Here is a 17,182-nt window from a genome sequence, read left to right on the forward strand (position 1 = left end):
TTCAGTTCGGATCGATTGTCGGCGCGGACTGTCTATTGCGTAATCCGTTCCAGCACGCGGCTCAATGCCCGCTTCAATGCGCTCGAACCGCCATTGCCGTCAAAGTCCTGAAGAACCTGCTCATTCAGGCCACCCTTGGTGGCGAATTCGCGGCTGAGATCGGTAAAGTCCGTGTCCTTGCCGGCAAGCAGCGCCACTTCGGAGAGGCCGGCGAAGAGGGGTGCAAGATAGGCGCGGCCCTTTTCTTCCGGCAGGCCGTTTTCGGCCAACCACTCCGTCGTCTGTTGCAGAATGCCGAAATAGGTTGCCATCAGGGCGCTTGCGGCGGCGAGAAGGTCGTATTCCGCCTTTGTTTCACATTCCACCGCATTGCCGAGCACGTTGAAGATCGCGGCGGTATCCGCATCGGAGGGGTAAACGGCCGTGACGCCTTTGCGGCGGGCGACAAAAGGCAGCGGGATCGCCTGGGTCAGGCGCACATCCACGCCGATCCAGTCAAGCAGTGCATGTCGACCGGTTGCGGCAGCGACGCTTATGACTTTCTGCCCCTCGCGAAACCGCAGCGGCCGGATGACGTCCTCGGCGATCTGCGGGCGGATGGCCAGAACGACGGTATCGCAGCCGTCGACAATCGCCTGATTGTCGCTGGAGACGATCACCTGCGGGAAATCGGCGGCAAGCCTGGCCGAGATATCCGCGCTGCGCTGGGATACCATGACATGCGGCACGGCGGCAGGCGTGCTGAGGAGCCCCCGCACCATCGCATCGGTGATAGCGCCGGTTCCGATAAAGCCGATTTTCTGGGGAAGGGACATGATGACTCCATTGCATTGATAGGAAGGAACGATACATCGGTACGGCTGACGCAGGAAGGCAATGAAACAATCTCTAGATTGCCGGGGGCTGGCATATCTGCCGAAGAAATGGCGTGGCAACCGGATCGGCCACCTCACATACCCGTTAAATCTCTCCGAACCAACGGGCTGCTGCCCTTGCGAATTTCTCCTTGTCCGGAGCAGACTCCGTGGCCCAGGCGACGATACCATCGGGGCGCACCAGGACTGTGCTCAAGCCCAATTGATCGATGGCATTGCCGGCGACATAGGAAATCCGGCCGTTCCAGCGGCCTGCCAGCGCTTCAAGCGATGCGTCCACGCTAAAATTCAAAAGCAGACCTTTGCCCTCTCTCAGAAGTTCGCCGGTCCTCCTCCCGTCCCCCAGTGCGAAGTCCGGAACGCTGCAGCCCACCAGCGGATGGTTGCCGCCTAGCTCATAGCGGAGGGAAATGCCCCATACGCGCTCGGCGAAATATGTCGCGCCATCGCGGGTCTCGATGAGATCGCGGATAATGGCTTCCAGCGCCCGTGTGCTCCGGCTTGGGCGCATCAGTGCGACCTGGGCGCGCGACCAGTCAAGGACCTGTGCACCCACTGGGTGTCGCTCACAGTCACGGTCGATGTTCCCGGAAAGCGGCGGCCAGTGTGCGCAGCGCCTCACGGGATCTGCTGTCGGTAAGGGTCGAGAACATCACGATCTCGGTGGAAGGCAGCGGCGGGAGGCTGAAACGCTGGCTGACCTCGATTGTACCGGGTGGCGCCAGGCGGCAGGAGAATGCCGAAATGGCGAGACCTGCCGAAACGGCCGCGGTCACCATCGATGAGGTGCCGCCAAGAAAGACTTCCGCCCACGCGATGGCGGCGGAATCAAGAGCACGGGCGGCGATGTCGCGTACACCGCAGGCGGGCGAAAGCGCCGCCAGTCGCAGCGGCTCGCCCTGACGATGCTCGAATTGCGGGGCTGCGAACCAGCCGAAATGCTCTGGCCCGAGCACTTCGCCATCACGCCTGTCATCCTCGCGCCGGATGATTGCAGCATCGATCTCGCCGCGGTCGAAGGCATCCAGCAACGTGCGGGAATTGTCCATCCGCACTTCTATCGTCAGTCCTGGATCGTGCGCGTTGAGCCGCGCCAGCAGCGTTGGCACTTCCGGCCCGGCAACATGGGCGGCTATGCCAAGGCCAAAGCGTCGGCGCGTGGAAAAAAGCCCTGCCATGGCGCGATCGTGCGCGGCAAGGAATTCGCGGGCTGGTGTGAGAAACACGGCGCCTTGCGCGGAAAGCCGCACCGAACGCGGCGTCCGTTCAAGAAGCCGCTGGCCGAGCCGGTCTTCCAGTCGCTTGAGCTTGACGCTGATGGCACCCTGCGTGGTTCCGAGCGTTTCGGCAGCGCGGGTGAAGCTCTGCAGATCGGCGATGGTGACGAAAGCCTGAACGGCATCCACATCCAGAGTGGTCACTTTTAATAATCCAAATTTGTTGTCTCTGAAATATCCAATCATCCAATTCAGTTATGGTCAAGCTTTCACTAATTTGCCTTGGACTCTGCAAAACACGGATCGAAGCGGGCATGTCTTCTGATGCTTCAGTCCGAACCACGAAAGGCTGAAGAATGACCCTTGCCGTTATTGCCCCAACCCGGAGTAGAAGTGCCATTGCGCTCGCTGCCGTCTGTCTCTCCGCTCTGATGTTCGGGCTGGAAATCTCCAGCGTGCCGGCGATCCTGCCGACGCTCGAGCAGGTGCTGCACGCGGATTTCCGGCAGCTGCAGTGGATCATGAACGCCTATACGATCGGCGTGACGATGGTGCTGATGGCAACCGGCGCGTTGGCCGACCGCTTCGGTCGCAAACGCGTCTTCATCGCGACCATCGTCGCTTTCGCCATTTCCTCCCTCGCCTGCGGCATGACTGAAAGCGTGGCGGTGCTGATCGGCGCACGCTTCCTTCAGGGACTAAGCGGTGGAGCGATGCTGGTATGCCAGATCGCCATTCTGTCACATCAGTTCCGCACGGCCCGCGAGCGTGGAATGGCTTTCGGCTGGTGGGGTATTGTCTCCGGCGTCGGGCTGGGTTTCGGGCCGATCATCGGCGGAGCCATCGTTGCGCTGTGGAGCTGGGAGTGGGTATTCCTCGTTCACGTGGCGCTCGGCATCGTGACACTGTTCCTTGCCGCAAGCGGTGTGGAAGAATCGCGTGATCCGGATGCGACCCGTCTTGATCTTGCCGGTATCGCCACACTCTCGGTTGCCGTGTTCTGCCTTGCGTTTTTCATCACCCAGGGACCGGAACTCGGCTTTGCCAGTTCAAAGGCACTTCTGATCCTTGGTCTATCAGTCGCGAGTTTCATCGCCTTCGTGATCGTCGAAAAGCTCACGCCAAGGCCGATGTTCGATTTCTCCGTATTCCGCATCCGGCCATTTTCCGGCGCGATTATCGGCTCGGCGGCGATGAACATCAGCTTCTGGCCGTTCATGATCTATCTGCCGATCTGGTTTCAGGCGGGCCTTGGTTATGACAGCGTCACCGCCGGTCTCGGTCTGCTTGCCTATACGCTGCCAGCGCTGGTCGTACCGCCGTTGGCCGAGCGCCTGTCGCTGCGTTATCAACCCCGTCTTGTCGTCCCGGCCGGGCTGTTCACCATCGGTCTCGGTTTCATGCTGATGAAACTTGGCAGCAGTGTCGCAGATGCGAGCTGGCTCACCATGCTGCCCGGCTGCATCCTGTCCGGTGTCGGGCTTGGCCTCACCAACACGCCGGTCACCAATACGACAACCGGTGCCGTTCCCGCTGCCCGTTCCGGCATGGCCTCCGGCATCGACATGAGCGCGCGAATGATCTCGCTTGCCATCAACATCCCGATCATGGGCTTCATTCTGGTTGAGGGCGTCTGGTCGTCGCTTAGGGCCAACCTGCCGTCCGGCGCGGATTTGCCCGCCCTGCGTTCGCTCGCGGAGAAGATCGCGGCGGGAACCGCGGGATCGTCGGTGGAGCGTGTTTCGGATGCACTCGTCCATCAGGCACTCGCAGACGGTTTCGGTCTGGTCATGCTTTATGCCGGCATCAGTGTCTGGTTGCTCGCCGCTCTGAGCTTTGTGATCTTCGGCCCGGCGCGAAAGCTTGCCCACGGTTAGTGGTGCCCTGGCGCTGGGACGATAGTCAGGCGGATTTCAGGATTTGCAGTCCTGCCGATGGTTTTGCGGCCGCAGTCTCCTCGCGGCTCCAGCGGCCAAAGGCGGAGCGGCCCAGAATCGCAATCGACGTATCCTCCTGCGGCGCATGGACGAGCACCGTCTGGATGTCGCGGAAATGTCGTTCGAGGCCCAGTTCGCTACCAAGACCTGGATTGCCGATGCCGCGCACTGCGATCTCGACGGCATCACGCAGCTGCCGGCCGGCAAGCAGCCTTGCCCTGATGAATCCTTCCGCATCGCCATTGTTGTTTTCGAGCGTGCCGAAAATGATCTGGCGGGCGCCTGAGACCAGAAGATCGATTTCGCCTGAAAGCGTTATGAAACGTTCCGTGCGGGCGATGGGATGGCCGAGATTGGCCGGCACACGCTCATGCGCGAAGCGGATGAACTTGGCCTGAGCGGCTTCTGCCACGCCGAGGTAAAGCGCTGTCAAAGCCAGCGTGAGTGCCGCATGCGCCCGGTTGTCCTGCTGGGCGACCGATGGATCGACGAGGTCGATGACGTTTTCCGCCGGGATTTCGACATTGGCATATTCGACATCGTGCGATCCCGTAGCGCGCATGCCGAGGCTCTGCCAGTTCTCGATGACCTTGATGCCCGGCAACCCGTTCGGCACCACGAATGTTCCCACCCGCGCCGGCGTTTCGTCAGTATGCGCCCAGACGAGGAAATGCGTGAGACCATATGCGCCCGTCACGAAGCGTTTTCGGCCCGTGATAGACCAGCCATTGTTTGTCCGGCGGGCGAGCGTCGCGGGAAGGCCACCGCGCGCCGGCGACCCCAGCTCCGGCTCGACACGCGCGGCATTGAGCAGCAACGGCCGTTGTTTGGCGTCCGTCAGAAGCCGCCGGTAGAGATCTTCGGGCCAGTGGTTTTTCGCGGCCTGGGCGAGATGGGTAAAGATCGTCATGGCGCTGATCAGCGCCACGGAAGGATCGCCCCGGCCAAGTGCCGCGAGAATGTGGGCGGTATCGGCAAGCGTCGCTCCCTGGCCGCCATAACGTGTCGCAACTGTGCTTTCGAGGAGGCCGTTTTCGTGAACGGCACGGATACCCGTCCAGGGAAACTGGCCAGTCCGGTCCGCATCCGGTGCGGCCTGTTCAAGGATGCGAGCGGTTGCGTCTAGGACAGTTGGGTCATGAGACATGCGTGGTCGAGGCTCTCTGTCTGTGGGGAATACCATTTCCCCATCAGGGGCGATTGGCTCCGTCCGCACTTCAAAAAAATGCCCGGTCAGGCGACCGGGCCGGATCGCGGCATCATGCAGCGGTCTTTTTCTTCGCATCTTCCCGTTCGCGAATGCCTTCGCGGACAAGCGGCAGGATGTAGCGGCCATAATCCACCGCGTCGTTGTAATTGTCGTAGCCGCGGATCGAGATCAGGTCAGCGCCAAGATCGATGTAGTCGAGGATGGAATCCGCAATGGTGCGTGGCGAACCGACCAGCGCAGTGGTGGCGCCGCTGGCATTGGTGGCGGTGACCGTCGGATACCAGAGGGCGCGATCATGCACATCGCCGCGTGCGGCGATTTCCAGAAGCCGTTGCGAACCGACATTGGCCGGGCGCGGCGCGTTGAGCGGTGCGCGTGTTACGCCTTTCTGGCGGTTCTCGTTCAACCGATCCAGAGTTCTGTGAGCCTTTTCCCAGGCAAGCTCGTCCGTCTCGGCGACGATCGGCCGGAATGTGACCCAGATCCGGGGGCGATCCGTGCGGCCCGCTTTTGCGGCTTCCGCATAGACCCGCTCGATCTGCTGCTTGGTTTCGGCAAGCGGCTCTCCCCACAGGCCGAAGATATCGCAGAGCGAACCACCGATGCGATAGGCGGCGTCCGAGGAGCCACCGAGCGAAATCGGAATAAGCCCGTTTGTGGGCCGCACCGCGCTGCGGAATTGCTTGAACTGGTAATATTTTCCGTCGAAGTCGAAGGGCTCTTTCGAGGTCCAGGCCAAGCGCAGGATGCGGATATATTCCTCCTGGCGCTCATAGCGTTCTTCCTTGTTGAGGAAGTCGCCTTCACGCGCCTGTTCTTCATCGCTGCCGCCGGCAATGAAGTGCACCACGACACGTCCACCACTCAACTGATCGAGCGTCGCGAGCGACTTGGCCGCAACTGTGGGATAAACCGTGTTCGGCCGCAGGGCGACGATGATCTTGATGTTTTTCGTGTGCGCGAGCACCGTGGCGCCCAGCGTGAAAGGATCGAAAGACGATGAGGAGTAAGGGATCAGCGTATAGTTGAAACCGTAATCATCAAGGGCGCGGGCATAGCGCTCCAGAAAAACAGGATCCACAGGTGCGTCTGGAACGGGGTTTAGATCGTTCGATGCATTGGGAAAGCTTACGCTGATAAATTCCGCGGACATGGGCGCTCCTTCAGGTTCAATGCAAGCATGTTAGGGCGCGGCGCAGGGACGAGGAAGACAGGTCTTTCTTTTTCTATCGAATATGTAGAAAATATTCCCTGCGACGGCCTTCGATATAGGACCAGCAACCGCCGCCGCGTTTCCGTCTTCAAGTCGCTGCCACGAAGTGGCAATCGCTCGGTGCCCTAACGGTTAAAAGGTGGGCGACCAGCCCAGGCTCGGAGCCACCGTGTCCGCCAGATCGGTCAGCAGTTGTATGTTTTCGGCGAGACCGAAGGCAGGCGGCAAAAACAGCACGACCTCATCGGCTGCTGCAAGGCCCGGATCGTTGAATACCGATTCCAGCACCTGATCGGGCGTGCCTTGGAAAACGGGCGAAATTTGAAACCCCGCTGGCTGGGTTGCCTGTTCGAGAGCGCCTTTGGGGCGAGATGCGGCAATACCCTTGGTACGCCGCTCCAGATCATAGGCGGCGTATTTTTCGCGAAGCTCGGCTGTGGTGCCAACCAGGATGGAGGCGGCGACGGCGACCGGAGGCGGTTCCGTTGTCCATGTCTTGCGCCATGTGAAACGGAAGGCCTCGATGATGCGGGCCTGATATTCCCCGAAGCTCTCGCCTTCTGCCTGATCGTGCTGGACGGTTCCCGAGATAAGGCCGATGCCGAGTTCCGCCGCCTGCACAGCCGAAGCAATGCTTGCTGCACCCTGCCGGATGCGCGAACGCAGTGTCGGGCTATGCGGCGTGACACGCAGTGCCGTGCCCTCCGGGTTGGATTGGCCGCCTTCGACACGGTGCAGGACATCGCCAGCGATTGCCGAGAGGAAGCGGGCCTGACGACGTCTGGCCTCTGTGCGGGCATCGGTGTCGACCGTGCCGAATACCGCGTCAAAGGCGGCGTTTGCGCCGGTCGAAATGGCAAGTTCCAGTCGCCCATCAATCAAAAGATCGGTCGTGCCGGCCGCCTCGGCAAGCAGGATCGGATCCTGATAGCGCATGGGGATCACCGCAGAACCGAGCGTAATATGCCGGGTATGCTGGCCGGCAGCGGCGAAGAACGGAAGTGGCGAGGACAGATAGTGGTCGAAATGCCGCTGATAGGCCCAGCCGGACTGGTAGCCCAGTTGTTCGGCAGCCTTGAACAGTTCGATACCCTCACGCAGCCCCTGCGCCGGCCCGGCATCGTCGCTGAAAGATACGCGGGTATTGAAGCCGAGCCGCTGTTTGGGGCGGAAGGACGTGGACGCAGTATCGATGGGTGCAGCGATGGTCATGCGATCTTTTCCTTATCGTGAACCCGCCGGGGCAGCGGCTGTGGCGCACGGGCGATGGTTGCGGCACCGGATGGGATCGATTCCAGCAGCGACGCGGTATAGGGGTGCTGCGGATTGTCGAAGATATCGACGACCGTTCCATGTTCGACGATACGCCCGCGCTGCATCACAGAAACGGTGTGGGCGAGCTGGCGTACCAGTGCCAGATCATGGGAGACGAAAACATAGGTCAGGCCGAGCTTCGCCTGCAGCGAGAGCAGCACATCGACGATGTCTGCCTGGACGCTGACATCAAGTGCGGAGGTCGGCTCGTCGAGCACGATCACATCCGGTCGGAGAACCAGCGCCCTTGCAATGGCAACGCGCTGGCGCTGGCCACCAGAAAGGGCCGTCGGCTTGCGGTTGAGAAGGTGTTCGCTCAAGCCCACATTGGCCAAAGCCTCACGAACAGTTTCGAGCCGTTCCGCACGGGTTCCGATCTTGAAACGATCAAGCGGCTCGCGCACCAGCTGTTCGACACTCCAGGTGGGATCAAGCGAGGTAAATGGGTTCTGGTAGACGAACTGAAGATGGCGCCAGGTTGCACGCAGCGACGTGCGGGAGCGGCCGGTCAATTCTTCGCCGGCTACCGATATTGTGCCGGTGTCGGGTTCCTCGAGGCCAAGCAGCAGCCGAATGGTTGTAGTCTTGCCAGAGCCGGACTCACCAACCAGCGCATGGGTGGTACCTGCAGGCACGTTGAAGGAGACGTTGTTGACCGCCGTCAGCACCCTGTCGCCGACCCTGAAATTCTTGGTGACGGCATTGACCGCGATCTTTGGCGTCGTGGTGGACTCTGCCTTCAGCAGACGGAAACCCGGATCGCGCAGCCGGGCGTAGCGATCCGGATTGAGTGCCGGCACGTCCGCATGCAGCTTCCTTGCATAGGCAGAGGCCGGTGCGGAAAACACCGATGCGGTGCTTCCGGCTTCCTGAACCTTGCCACCCTTCAGGACCACCAGCGAATCCGCCCGTTCGGCGGCGATCGCCAAATCGTGTGTGATGAGGAGCAGGCTGATATCCAGCTCGTGCTGCAACCGCGAGAGCAGATCGAGGATCCGCTTCTGGATCGTCACATCGAGCGCAGACGTTGGCTCGTCTGCAACCAGAAGTGACGGGCGCGGCAGAACCGCAAGGCCTATGAGCACCCGCTGCAACATGCCGCCGGATAATTGGTGCGGGTAGGACTCGTAGACAACACCCGGGTTGTCCAATCCCACCTGCGCGAAGGTCTCGAGAATGAGGGCCTTGCGGATCGCCTTGTCAGGCTCGTCGAGAAGTGCGGCCGCCTCCATGGCCTGCGCGCCGATTGTCCGCACCGGATTGAGCGAATTGCCTGGATCCTGCGGGACAAAGCCGATGGCGCGTCCCCGCAGCGGTCGGAAGTTGCGCTCTGGCAGTCCCAATATCTCCTGATCACCAAAGGTGACGTGGCCGGTGGCATGTCCCCCGCTTGGCAAAAGCCGAAGGACCGCGCGGGCGATTGTCGATTTGCCGGAACCGGACTCGCCAATGAGGGCAAGGCTCTTGCCACGGCCGAGTTCGAAACCGACATTGCTGACGACCTCCTGGCCTCCATAGGCAACCGAAAGATCGTTGACCCGGAGAAGCGGGACAGGAGCCTGCTGCGGCTGCGGTCTGGCCGCAAAGGTAACGGGGCGGGCGATAGTGGTGGTCAGTCTGTCTTGCGTAGCCATCGGCTGATCCTGTTTACAGAGAGGACGGTCGCGATTGTGACGAAGGCGGGGGCGTATACGAGCCACGGCCATTTGAGGTAATCCTTGCCGATCGAGATCAGCAGGCCCCAGTCGGAGGCGGGCGGCGGGTCGCCGTATCCGAGAAAGGCAAGGCTTGCGATCACGAGGATCGACTCGCCGAACTGCAACACGGCAAGCGGCAGCACCGAGCGTGACGCGTTAGGCAGAACGTGGCGCAGAAGGATGAACCAGCGCGAGCCGCCGAGCAGGTACGAAGCCTCCACGAATGTCGCCTGTCTGGTCTTGATGACCTCCGCACGCGTGACGCGGGCAAAGACCGCTACGGCGGAGACGCCGGTGGCGATGGCGGCATTGATGGTCTCGAAACCTATGGCGGTGACCACGATCACCGCCAGCAAAAACTTTGGAATTGCCAAGAGCACATCGACCAGCCGGGCAAGTGTGATATCGACCCAGCCGCCGAGAAAGCCCGCAAGAAGCCCGATGAGACCGCCGGCGAAGACGCCGATCACGACCGCGACGAGTGCGCTGGAGACGGAAGAGGACGTGCCATAAACGACGCGTGCGTAGACATCGCGGCCAAGGTGGTCGGTGCCGAACCAATGCGCAAGACTTGGGCCGAGCAATTTGTTCGTCGGCACCCCGACGACCGGGCTGTGACTGGTAAACAGGCCGGGCGCCAGTGACCAGGCGACGACGAGCGCGATAATGGCGAAGGACAAGGCGACGGTCAGCGGTATCCGCAGGCCTGTCAGCCTGTTTGCAGGGGTCGCACCCGGCAGGGAAGCGTTCGAGGCGAAAGTCATGGTGTCACCGCCTTGGTGGTGGTGGAGGAATCCTCTGTAATGGCCAAGCGAGGCTTTCGCGCGCCGAGAATTTGCACGCGTGGATCGAGCAGGGGATAAAGAAGATCGGCAATCAGGTTGACGAGCACGAACACCACGGCTCCCAGCGAAACGATCGCTTGCAGGACAGGCAGGTCCTGCGTGCTCACGGAGCGCTGCACCAGGCTGCCGAGACCGGTTCGCCCAAAGACAGACTCGGTGATCAGTGAATTGCCAAGCAGTTCACCGACGGTGATGGCGATCACGGTGACGACGGGCAACGAGGCAGGCTTGAGCAGATGCAGTGCAAACAGCCGCGCCTGTCCGATGCCGCGGCTGCGGGCGACGGCCGCGTATTCCTGTTCTGCCTCCCTGTCGAGGTTCGCTATAAGCACCTCGGCGATTTGCGCAGAGAAAGGAATTCCGATTGTGATTGCGGCAAACACCGTTGCCCAGAAGCTATCTGGTTCGATAACGCGGAAGAGGCGCAGCTGAAAGCCGAAGAGATGGATCAGTATCAGGCCAATCACAAAATTCGGTGTCGAGAGAAACAGCGATGGGAAAGCTCTTAGCAATCCCTGGCCGTAGCGCTTTGGTACCACCTGGGTTCCGTAAGCAACGGCCATTGCCAGAATCAAGGCGACGGCGAGTCCCGTGGATGCAAGGATCAGTGTCGATGGCAGCACTTCAGCGACGAGGGTCGCCACCGGCCGGTTGGAGCGCATCGACATGCCTAGATCGCCGGTCAGAAACCCCGACAGGGATGACCACAGCTGCACGAGAACCGGTCTGTCGAGGCCCTGCGCGGCGATGATTTCCGCGATCTCCTGCTCGGTGAACCCGTTTTGCGGGTTCCGGAGCACGCTGGTGATCGGGTCGCCAGGCAGGATGCTGACGACCACGAAGGTGAAGACATAGGCCAGCAGTATGACGACGACCGCCTGGCCAAGCCGCTTTGCGGCGTAGGTTAGGTAGGCATTGCTCATGCCGGTGACCTCCTTCAACGTTGCCTTGTTGTGCGCGTCAGTCGCTGATGGAGGCGGTGTAGTAGCTGGCATAAGCCACGCCGTTATACACTTCGCCCTTCAGCTTCGGGGACTGCACGTAGATCCGCTGCACGATCTGCGTTCGCGGAATGAAATAGCCCTGCTCAAGGACATATTTCTGCAGCTCATCGAGAAGCGGGCTGCGCTCGTTGACAGAGCCGGCGCCGGCGATCTTGTCGCGCAATCCGTTGAGCGTCGCGTCGCGGTCGTCAAGGGCGAACCAGTTCTCGCCATTATTGGCGTTGGTGAGAATGCTGGCGACGGTGCCTGCGTCGATGAAGCTGCGCGTCACCTCATAGGTCGGGATGGCCGCACCGCCGAATTTGACCTTTTCACCAAAGGTCACGACGTCGTAAGCGCGAATAGCGACTTTCCAACCGAGCTTGCCGAGTTGCTGGGCAATGAGTTCATCGACCGACTTGGATGTCGCGAGATAGGGATTGGAGTGGATCGTCAGCGACAGCGGTTTGCCGTCTTTGGTCCTGATACCATCGGCACCCTTGACCCAGCCCGCCTCGTCGAGCAGCTTTTCGGCCTTGGCGGGATCGTAAGCGAGAAGTGCGCTGTGGTCGGTCGCGCCCGGCACGTTGCTCTGGATGAAGGACGTGGCGAGCTTCCAGTCTGGCGTATAGACGGTGTCGATGATTTCCTGACGGTTTACGCCGGCCTGCAGCGCCTGGCGAACCTTCACATCATCATAGGGCGGAAGCTTGGTGTTGACCGCCCAGCCGTTGACGAAGCCGAGATAACGCGGCGTTGCGACGGTAAAGCCCTCTTCGTGCAGCGACTTCAGTTCCTGCGGCGAAGCATTATAGGCGACATCGGCCTGGCCGGACTGGACCGAGGCGACACGCAACGACGGTTCCGACACCAGCTTATAGGTGATGGAATCGAGGAAGGCTGGGCCGGTGTGGCCAACGGCGGCAGGACCCCAATTGTAGTCCTTGCGCTTGACCAGCTTGACGTAATCTCCCTCCTTCCAGGATTCGACCACATAGGGGCCGCTGCCGGAAGTCTTGCTGAGATCGGCCTGCTGGGTGGCGGGCTGGGCGATGGTCTTCGGCGAGATCAGGATCGAGCCGTGGTAACCGAGCGTCGGAATAAAGCCGAGCGTCGGCTTCTTGAAGAAGACCTTCACCGTGGATGCGTCCACCGCTTCAGCATGGTCGTAGGTCTTGGGGAAAAGACCGATCGGGTTGATGCCTTCGCTCTTGCGTCCGGCATACCAGATGTCGAGATTGGCGACGACCGCCGCTGCATCCAGCGGTGTGCCATCGGAGAAGGTCACGCCGTTTTTGAGGTGAAGCGTGAATTCGGTGGCATTGTCGTTCTGCTCCCAGCGCTCGGCAAGCCAGGGGCTGACCTTACCGTCGGCATCGACATAAAGAAGCTTGTCGGCGACATGGCCCCAGATATGGCCCTGAAAGCTGGAAATGGCGCTGTTGTTCGGGATCCAGGTGTCGCCGAGAGAATCGATGAGGAAGGTGATGTCGCCGCCATTGCGGGGGGTATCTGCTGCCTCAACCGAAGCAGGCGCCATAGTCGTCAGAAGCGCGATTGCCCCTGCGAGAGTGGTGGTCAGCAGACCCCGACGGGAGAAGGAAAAAAGCGAGGAACGTATCGTCATTAAGAAATCCTGATTGGTCGCGTTGTTTCTTGTCTTTGTGATTTCAGGAACTATCACCGCTCTGCGCCGGTCTTTTGCGGGCACACGAGAGGCTTCACACGACAGCCTTGCCGGTGGTTTCAATGTCCTGAAATCGGGAAAAATGTGCCTGCGTTACCTCTTGGAGGGTCCGACCGATGTTACGGCTTAGCCGTTACTTTCAGCCATTGACGGCTCGTTCGATCGCAGGCCGTGCTTGCTGATACATCGTGCGGTCATGACGCGGTCCCTTGTTTCGAAATTCGGTTCTTGATGTCTAACGTAGCAGGGTGGCCAGAAGGAGAAAGACCAGTTGTTCTTTTTCTATCGAATTAATGGATTATTTTGCCGCGGTTTCCGAAGGTGGTAGGATCAGCTTTTCCGACGCCCGAAATACGTTGGCGGTGCGATTTTTCAGGCAGTGCCGGAACACCCGTCCCTCACTTATTTTGCAAATGCCATCTTTTCGAAAATCCGCACCGGAGGCGCCTCACCGGCAAAACGTTCGGCCTCCACTCTGGTAATCTGACCGGTCGATCCCTGCGCCAGTTTCGAGGTGCCGATGTCGCGCGTCAGGATGTTCGGATTGCCGTGAATGCACATCGCTTGCTCTGCATGCCGGTCATGCGGTTCGAACCACGCACCCGTCGCCAGCTGCATCACGCCGTTGCGCACATCCGTGCTCAGGACGGCTGCGGCGAGGCAGCTGCCACGACTGTTGAACAGCCTGATGATATCGCCATCGGCAATGCCCCGGCGGGCTGCATCTTCGGGGTTGATGCGCACGGGTTCCCGGCCCTTAATCTTGGTGGAGCGGCTGAAAGCGCCATAGTCGAGCTGGCTGTGCAGACGCTGATGCGGCTGATTGCAGACCAGATGCAGCGGATAGAGCGCTTCGTCTTCCGGTTTCGTCCTGCCGGGATACCATTGCGGATGGCCGCCGCAATCGTCATAGCCGAAACCCTCGATCGTCTCGGAGAAGATTTCGATTTTACCGGATGGTGTCTTCAGAGGGAAGGCTATGGGATCATCACGGAAGGCACGCGCAGGCCCTCCGTCATCCGGCTTGAGCGGCAGACCTATCTCTCCACGTTCCCAGAACGTTTCGAAATCGGGAGCCTCATGCCCACCGGCGGCAAGCGCCCCACGCGTTGTTTCATAGAGGAAGGCAAGCCATTCCCGGCTGCTGCGGCCTTCGGTGAAGGTTTCGAATTTGCCGAGCCGGCGCGCGATCTCGGAGAAGATTTCATAGTCGTCGCGCGCCTCACCAACCGGTTCGATCAGCTTTTTCATCGCGATCATCAGAGGATCGCGGTCGGCGGCGCCAATGTCGTCGCGCTCCAGAGTTGTCGTCGCCGGCAGCACGACATCGGCATGCCGCGCAGATGATGTCCATGCGGTTTCGTGCACGATGATGGTTTCGGGCCGTCTGAACGCTGCCCGTAGTCGGTTGATATCCTGATGGTGGTGGAACGGGTTACCACCCGCCCAGTAAACCAAGCGGATATCGGGATAGTGCATCCTCTGGCCGTTATAGTGAAATTCCCCACCCGGATTGAGCAGCATGTCGGCAATACGCGCGACCGGAATGAAATCCGCGACCGGGTTTTTGAACTGGTTAAGTGTCGGCAGGGGAACGGCCAGCAGGTTCTTGCCGACATTGCCCAAAGCGCCGAGGGAATAGGAATATCCGCCGCCGTCGAGGCCAATCTGACCGAGCATGGCGGCAAGAACGATCCCCAGCCAGACGGGTTGCTCACCATAATCGGCGCGCTGAAGCGAATGGCTGACAGTGATCAATGTTCTCGCGCGCGCCATGGTGCGGGCGAGTTCCCTTATAGTTTCCGTGCCGATGCCGCAGAGCCCGGAAGCCCATTCGGGGCTTTTCGCCACACCATCGGTCCGGCCGAGCAGGTAGTCTTCGAAACGCTGATAGCCGACGGCATAGCGGTCAAGAAACGCCCGATCGTGCAGGTCCTCGGTGACGAGAACATGCGCAAGTCCGAGCATCAGCGCGACATCGGTACCGGGTATGACCGGCAGCCACTCCGCATTGAGGTCTTTCGGAAAATCGTCTTTTAGCGGGCTGATCAGCACGAATCGCGCGCCGCGTGCACGTGCGCCATTCAGCTTCTGTGGCACGATATGCACGCTGTTGCCGCCGCCATGCACGTCCGTGTTCTTGATCGCCATGCCGCCGAAGGCGACGATCAATTCGCTACTGCGCTCGATTGCATCCCAGGTAACGCTCTTGCGGTCGAAATGATCGTAGGGTCCGAGCACATGCGGAATGATGACCATCGCCGCGCCTGAACTATACGTGTTGACGGAGCGCACATATCCGCCAAGCGTGTTCAGAAAACGGTGGACCTGGCTTTGCGCGTGATGGAAACGCCCGGCGCTCGACCAACCGTAGGAGCCGCCGAACACGGCCTGTGGGCCGTAATCGCCGTAAACCCTTTGAAGCTCCTTCGCGACGAGCTCCGCCGCCTGCGGCCAATCGACCTCCACATAGTCGTCCGCCCCGCGTATCTGCGCGTTGCCCGGTTTCCCCTCCAGCCAGCCGCGCCTGACCGCCGGACGCCGGATGCGCGCGGCGCTATCGGCGATTGCCGGCAGATTGGCGAGCAAGGGCGAGGGGTGTGGATCGTCCGGATGCGGACGGATATCGAGCTTGCCATTCCGGTAGCTGCCGGAAAAGGCGCCCCAGTGGGAGCTGTGGGTCTTGTAATTATCCATCTGCGAAATCCCGCACGGTCAAAGCGTTTCTCGGCGGCTGGGCAAGTCTTGGCTCGGCAGTATCTTGCCCGGGTTCATGATGCCGGCCGGATCTATGGCGTTTTTGATGATCGCCATGAGATCCACCGCGTCGCCGTGTTCCTGCCGCAGATAAGCGATCTTGCCGGTGCCAACCCCATGCTCGCCGGTGGAAGTGCCGCCAACCGAGATGGCGTGCTGCACCATCTTCTTGTTGATTGCCGCCACCTCGTCGAGTTCGGTTTGATTTGCAGGGTCTACGGCAAAGACCACATGATAGTTGCCATCGCCGACATGGCCGAGAATGGCGGCGGGCACGCTGCAGTCGCGTAGCAATTCCCGGGTCCTGACGATGCAGCCGCTCAACTCGGATACCGGCACGCAGACATCGGAAGACCAGCCCTTGGCATTCGGGCGCTGCGAGACCACGGCGTAAAACGCGTTGTGGCGCGCCTTCCAGAGGCGGTTGCGGTCCTCCGGCGCATTCGCCCATTCGAAATCCCTGCCGCCATTGTCTTCCACTATGGCAGCGACCATCTCGACCTGCTCCTTCACGCCAGCAGGCGAGCCATGGAACTCGAAGGCGAGCGTGTCCTCGACCTTGAGGGAAAGACTGGAATAGGCGTTGACGGCCTCGATCAGGTCACGGTCCATTAATTCCATTCTCGCAACTGGAATGCCGAGCTGCACGACCGTAATGGCTGCCGCAACTGCCTGTTCGACGCTTTCGAAGGAGCAAAGTGCAGCCGAGATGGTTTCGGGAATTCCGTAGAGTCGCAACGTCACTTCCGTGATGATGCCGAGCGTCCCCTCGGAGCCGACGAACAGCCGCGTTAGGTCATAACCTGCTGATGATTTACGCGCCCGCCCGCCGGTGCGGATGACCTGGCCGTTCGGCAAGACGACTGTCAGCGACAGCACGTTTTCTCGCATTGTGCCGTAACGCACGGCGTTTGTGCCGGAAGCGCGGGTTGCCGCCATGCCGCCGATGGACGCATTGGCGCCAGGATCGATCGGAAAGAACAGGCCCATGTCGCGCAGGTGCGTGTTCAGTTGCTCGCGCGTGACGCCGGCCTCCACCGTGCAATCGAGATCCTCGGCGCTGATACGGACGATTTTCGACATGCGCGACAGATCGATCGAGACACCGCCACGCACTGCCGTCAGATGGCCTTCGAGGGAAGTGCCGGTGCCGAAGGCGATGACGGGAACACCTTCAGCGGCGCAAAGCCGCACGGCTTCCGCCACATCATCCGTGCTCTCGGCGAAAACGACGGCATCCGGGATCGCTGGCGTATGGTGGGATTCGCCACGGCCGTGTTGTTCCCGCAATGCCTGCGCGGTGGAAAAACGCTCGCCGAAACGGTTGCGCAAAGAGTCCGAGAGAGCGGGAGGCAGTGCGCTCATCGCGATACTCCGCGCGAGGAGGGCGGGAAAAGAGACATGAGAAACTCCACGGGAATGGTCTGGAGAGAGCCATGGCCGGGTT

The 17,182-nt window shown here is 60.8% G+C and carries 12 protein-coding genes and 1 pseudogene; 1 reads left to right on the forward strand and 12 read right to left on the reverse strand.

The features are described from left to right. Window positions 1-32: 32 nt before the first annotated feature. The 3 genes and pseudogenes from ACQZ6D_RS25220 to ACQZ6D_RS25230 all read right to left on the reverse strand — a co-directional run bounded on the left by ACQZ6D_RS25220 (window position 33) and on the right by ACQZ6D_RS25230 (window position 2,296). On the reverse strand, window positions 33-815 hold the full coding sequence (locus ACQZ6D_RS25220) for a pyrroline-5-carboxylate reductase (protein ID WP_112153195.1): 783 nt from the start codon (window positions 813-815) through the stop codon (window positions 33-35). 145 nt (window positions 816-960) lie between these two features. Next, window positions 961-1,446 (reverse strand): annotated as a pseudogene (locus tag ACQZ6D_RS25225) (aromatic-ring hydroxylase C-terminal domain-containing protein); the annotation flags it as partial. Window position 1,447: 1 nt separating this feature from the next. After that, window positions 1,448-2,296, reverse strand: a complete 849-nt coding sequence (locus tag ACQZ6D_RS25230) for a LysR family transcriptional regulator (protein ID WP_448730430.1) — start codon at window positions 2,294-2,296, stop codon at window positions 1,448-1,450. Window positions 2,297-2,448: 152 nt separating this feature from the next. On the opposite strand from ACQZ6D_RS25230, the gene ACQZ6D_RS25235 reads away from it, so the two are divergent. Beyond that, entirely contained in the window at window positions 2,449-3,969 is a 1,521-nt protein-coding gene (locus ACQZ6D_RS25235) for an MFS transporter (protein WP_448730429.1), read from the forward strand. A 25-nt stretch (window positions 3,970-3,994) separates the two neighbouring features. Here the strand turns inward: ACQZ6D_RS25235 and ACQZ6D_RS25240 are convergent, their stop codons facing one another. From ACQZ6D_RS25240 to ACQZ6D_RS25280, 9 genes are all read right to left on the reverse strand, one after another. After that, entirely contained in the window at window positions 3,995-5,176 is a 1,182-nt protein-coding gene (locus ACQZ6D_RS25240) for an acyl-CoA dehydrogenase family protein (protein ID WP_448730428.1), read from the reverse strand. Between the two features lie 112 nt (window positions 5,177-5,288). Beyond that, the gene (locus ACQZ6D_RS25245) at window positions 5,289-6,392 is read right to left on the reverse strand and encodes an LLM class flavin-dependent oxidoreductase (RefSeq protein ID WP_003518064.1); all 1,104 of its coding nucleotides are present in this window, start codon (window positions 6,390-6,392) and stop codon (window positions 5,289-5,291) included. 192 nt (window positions 6,393-6,584) lie between these two features. Beyond that, complete coding sequence (locus ACQZ6D_RS25250) at window positions 6,585-7,664, reverse strand: LLM class flavin-dependent oxidoreductase (RefSeq protein ID WP_019566591.1); 1,080 nt, start codon at window positions 7,662-7,664, stop codon at window positions 6,585-6,587. Then, entirely contained in the window at window positions 7,661-9,400 is a 1,740-nt protein-coding gene (locus ACQZ6D_RS25255) for a dipeptide ABC transporter ATP-binding protein (RefSeq protein ID WP_111802055.1), read from the reverse strand. The genes ACQZ6D_RS25250 and ACQZ6D_RS25255 overlap by 4 nt, the downstream gene beginning before the upstream one ends. After that, window positions 9,379-10,227 carry an ABC transporter permease gene (locus ACQZ6D_RS25260; RefSeq protein WP_013762004.1) on the reverse strand — a complete coding sequence of 283 codons (849 nt, stop codon included), beginning with the start codon at window positions 10,225-10,227 and terminating at the stop codon, window positions 9,379-9,381. The genes ACQZ6D_RS25255 and ACQZ6D_RS25260 overlap by 22 nt, the downstream gene beginning before the upstream one ends. Next, on the reverse strand, window positions 10,224-11,231 hold the full coding sequence (locus ACQZ6D_RS25265) for an ABC transporter permease (protein ID WP_448730427.1): 1,008 nt from the start codon (window positions 11,229-11,231) through the stop codon (window positions 10,224-10,226). Before ACQZ6D_RS25265 ends, ACQZ6D_RS25260 begins: the two co-directional genes overlap by 4 nt. 37 nt (window positions 11,232-11,268) lie before the next feature. Next, window positions 11,269-12,918, reverse strand: coding sequence for an ABC transporter substrate-binding protein (locus tag ACQZ6D_RS25270; RefSeq protein WP_448730426.1), 1,650 nt, complete (start codon window positions 12,916-12,918; stop codon window positions 11,269-11,271). 462 nt (window positions 12,919-13,380) lie between these two features. After that, window positions 13,381-15,675 carry a molybdopterin guanine dinucleotide-containing S/N-oxide reductase gene (locus ACQZ6D_RS25275; protein WP_448730425.1) on the reverse strand — a complete coding sequence of 765 codons (2,295 nt, stop codon included), beginning with the start codon at window positions 15,673-15,675 and terminating at the stop codon, window positions 13,381-13,383. A gap of 18 nt (window positions 15,676-15,693) precedes the next feature. After that, complete coding sequence (locus ACQZ6D_RS25280) at window positions 15,694-17,100, reverse strand: FAD-binding oxidoreductase (protein WP_448730424.1); 1,407 nt, start codon at window positions 17,098-17,100, stop codon at window positions 15,694-15,696. Between the last annotated feature and the right edge of the window lie 82 nt (window positions 17,101-17,182).

It is taken from the genome of Agrobacterium sp. 22-3639C2, assembly GCF_053522105.1.

Bases quoted from the DNA above. Each gene is read 5' to 3' on its own strand.
- ACQZ6D_RS25220 (WP_112153195.1), bottom strand. From the start codon at position 815: ATGTCCCTTCCCCAGAAAATCGGCTTTATCGGAACCGGCGCTATCACC.
- ACQZ6D_RS25235 (WP_448730429.1), top strand. From the start codon at position 2,449: ATGACCCTTGCCGTTATTGCCCCAACCCGGAGTAGAAGTGCCATTGCG.
- ACQZ6D_RS25240 (WP_448730428.1), bottom strand. From the start codon at position 5,176: ATGTCTCATGACCCAACTGTCCTAGACGCAACCGCTCGCATCCTTGAA.
- ACQZ6D_RS25245 (WP_003518064.1), bottom strand. From the start codon at position 6,392: ATGTCCGCGGAATTTATCAGCGTAAGCTTTCCCAATGCATCGAACGAT.
- ACQZ6D_RS25250 (WP_019566591.1), bottom strand. From the start codon at position 7,664: ATGACCATCGCTGCACCCATCGATACTGCGTCCACGTCCTTCCGCCCC.
- ACQZ6D_RS25255 (WP_111802055.1), bottom strand. From the start codon at position 9,400: ATGGCTACGCAAGACAGACTGACCACCACTATCGCCCGCCCCGTTACC.
- ACQZ6D_RS25260 (WP_013762004.1), bottom strand. From the start codon at position 10,227: ATGACTTTCGCCTCGAACGCTTCCCTGCCGGGTGCGACCCCTGCAAAC.
- ACQZ6D_RS25265 (WP_448730427.1), bottom strand. From the start codon at position 11,231: ATGAGCAATGCCTACCTAACCTACGCCGCAAAGCGGCTTGGCCAGGCG.
- ACQZ6D_RS25270 (WP_448730426.1), bottom strand. From the start codon at position 12,918: ATGACGATACGTTCCTCGCTTTTTTCCTTCTCCCGTCGGGGTCTGCTG.
- ACQZ6D_RS25275 (WP_448730425.1), bottom strand. From the start codon at position 15,675: ATGGATAATTACAAGACCCACAGCTCCCACTGGGGCGCCTTTTCCGGC.
- ACQZ6D_RS25280 (WP_448730424.1), bottom strand. From the start codon at position 17,100: ATGAGCGCACTGCCTCCCGCTCTCTCGGACTCTTTGCGCAACCGTTTC.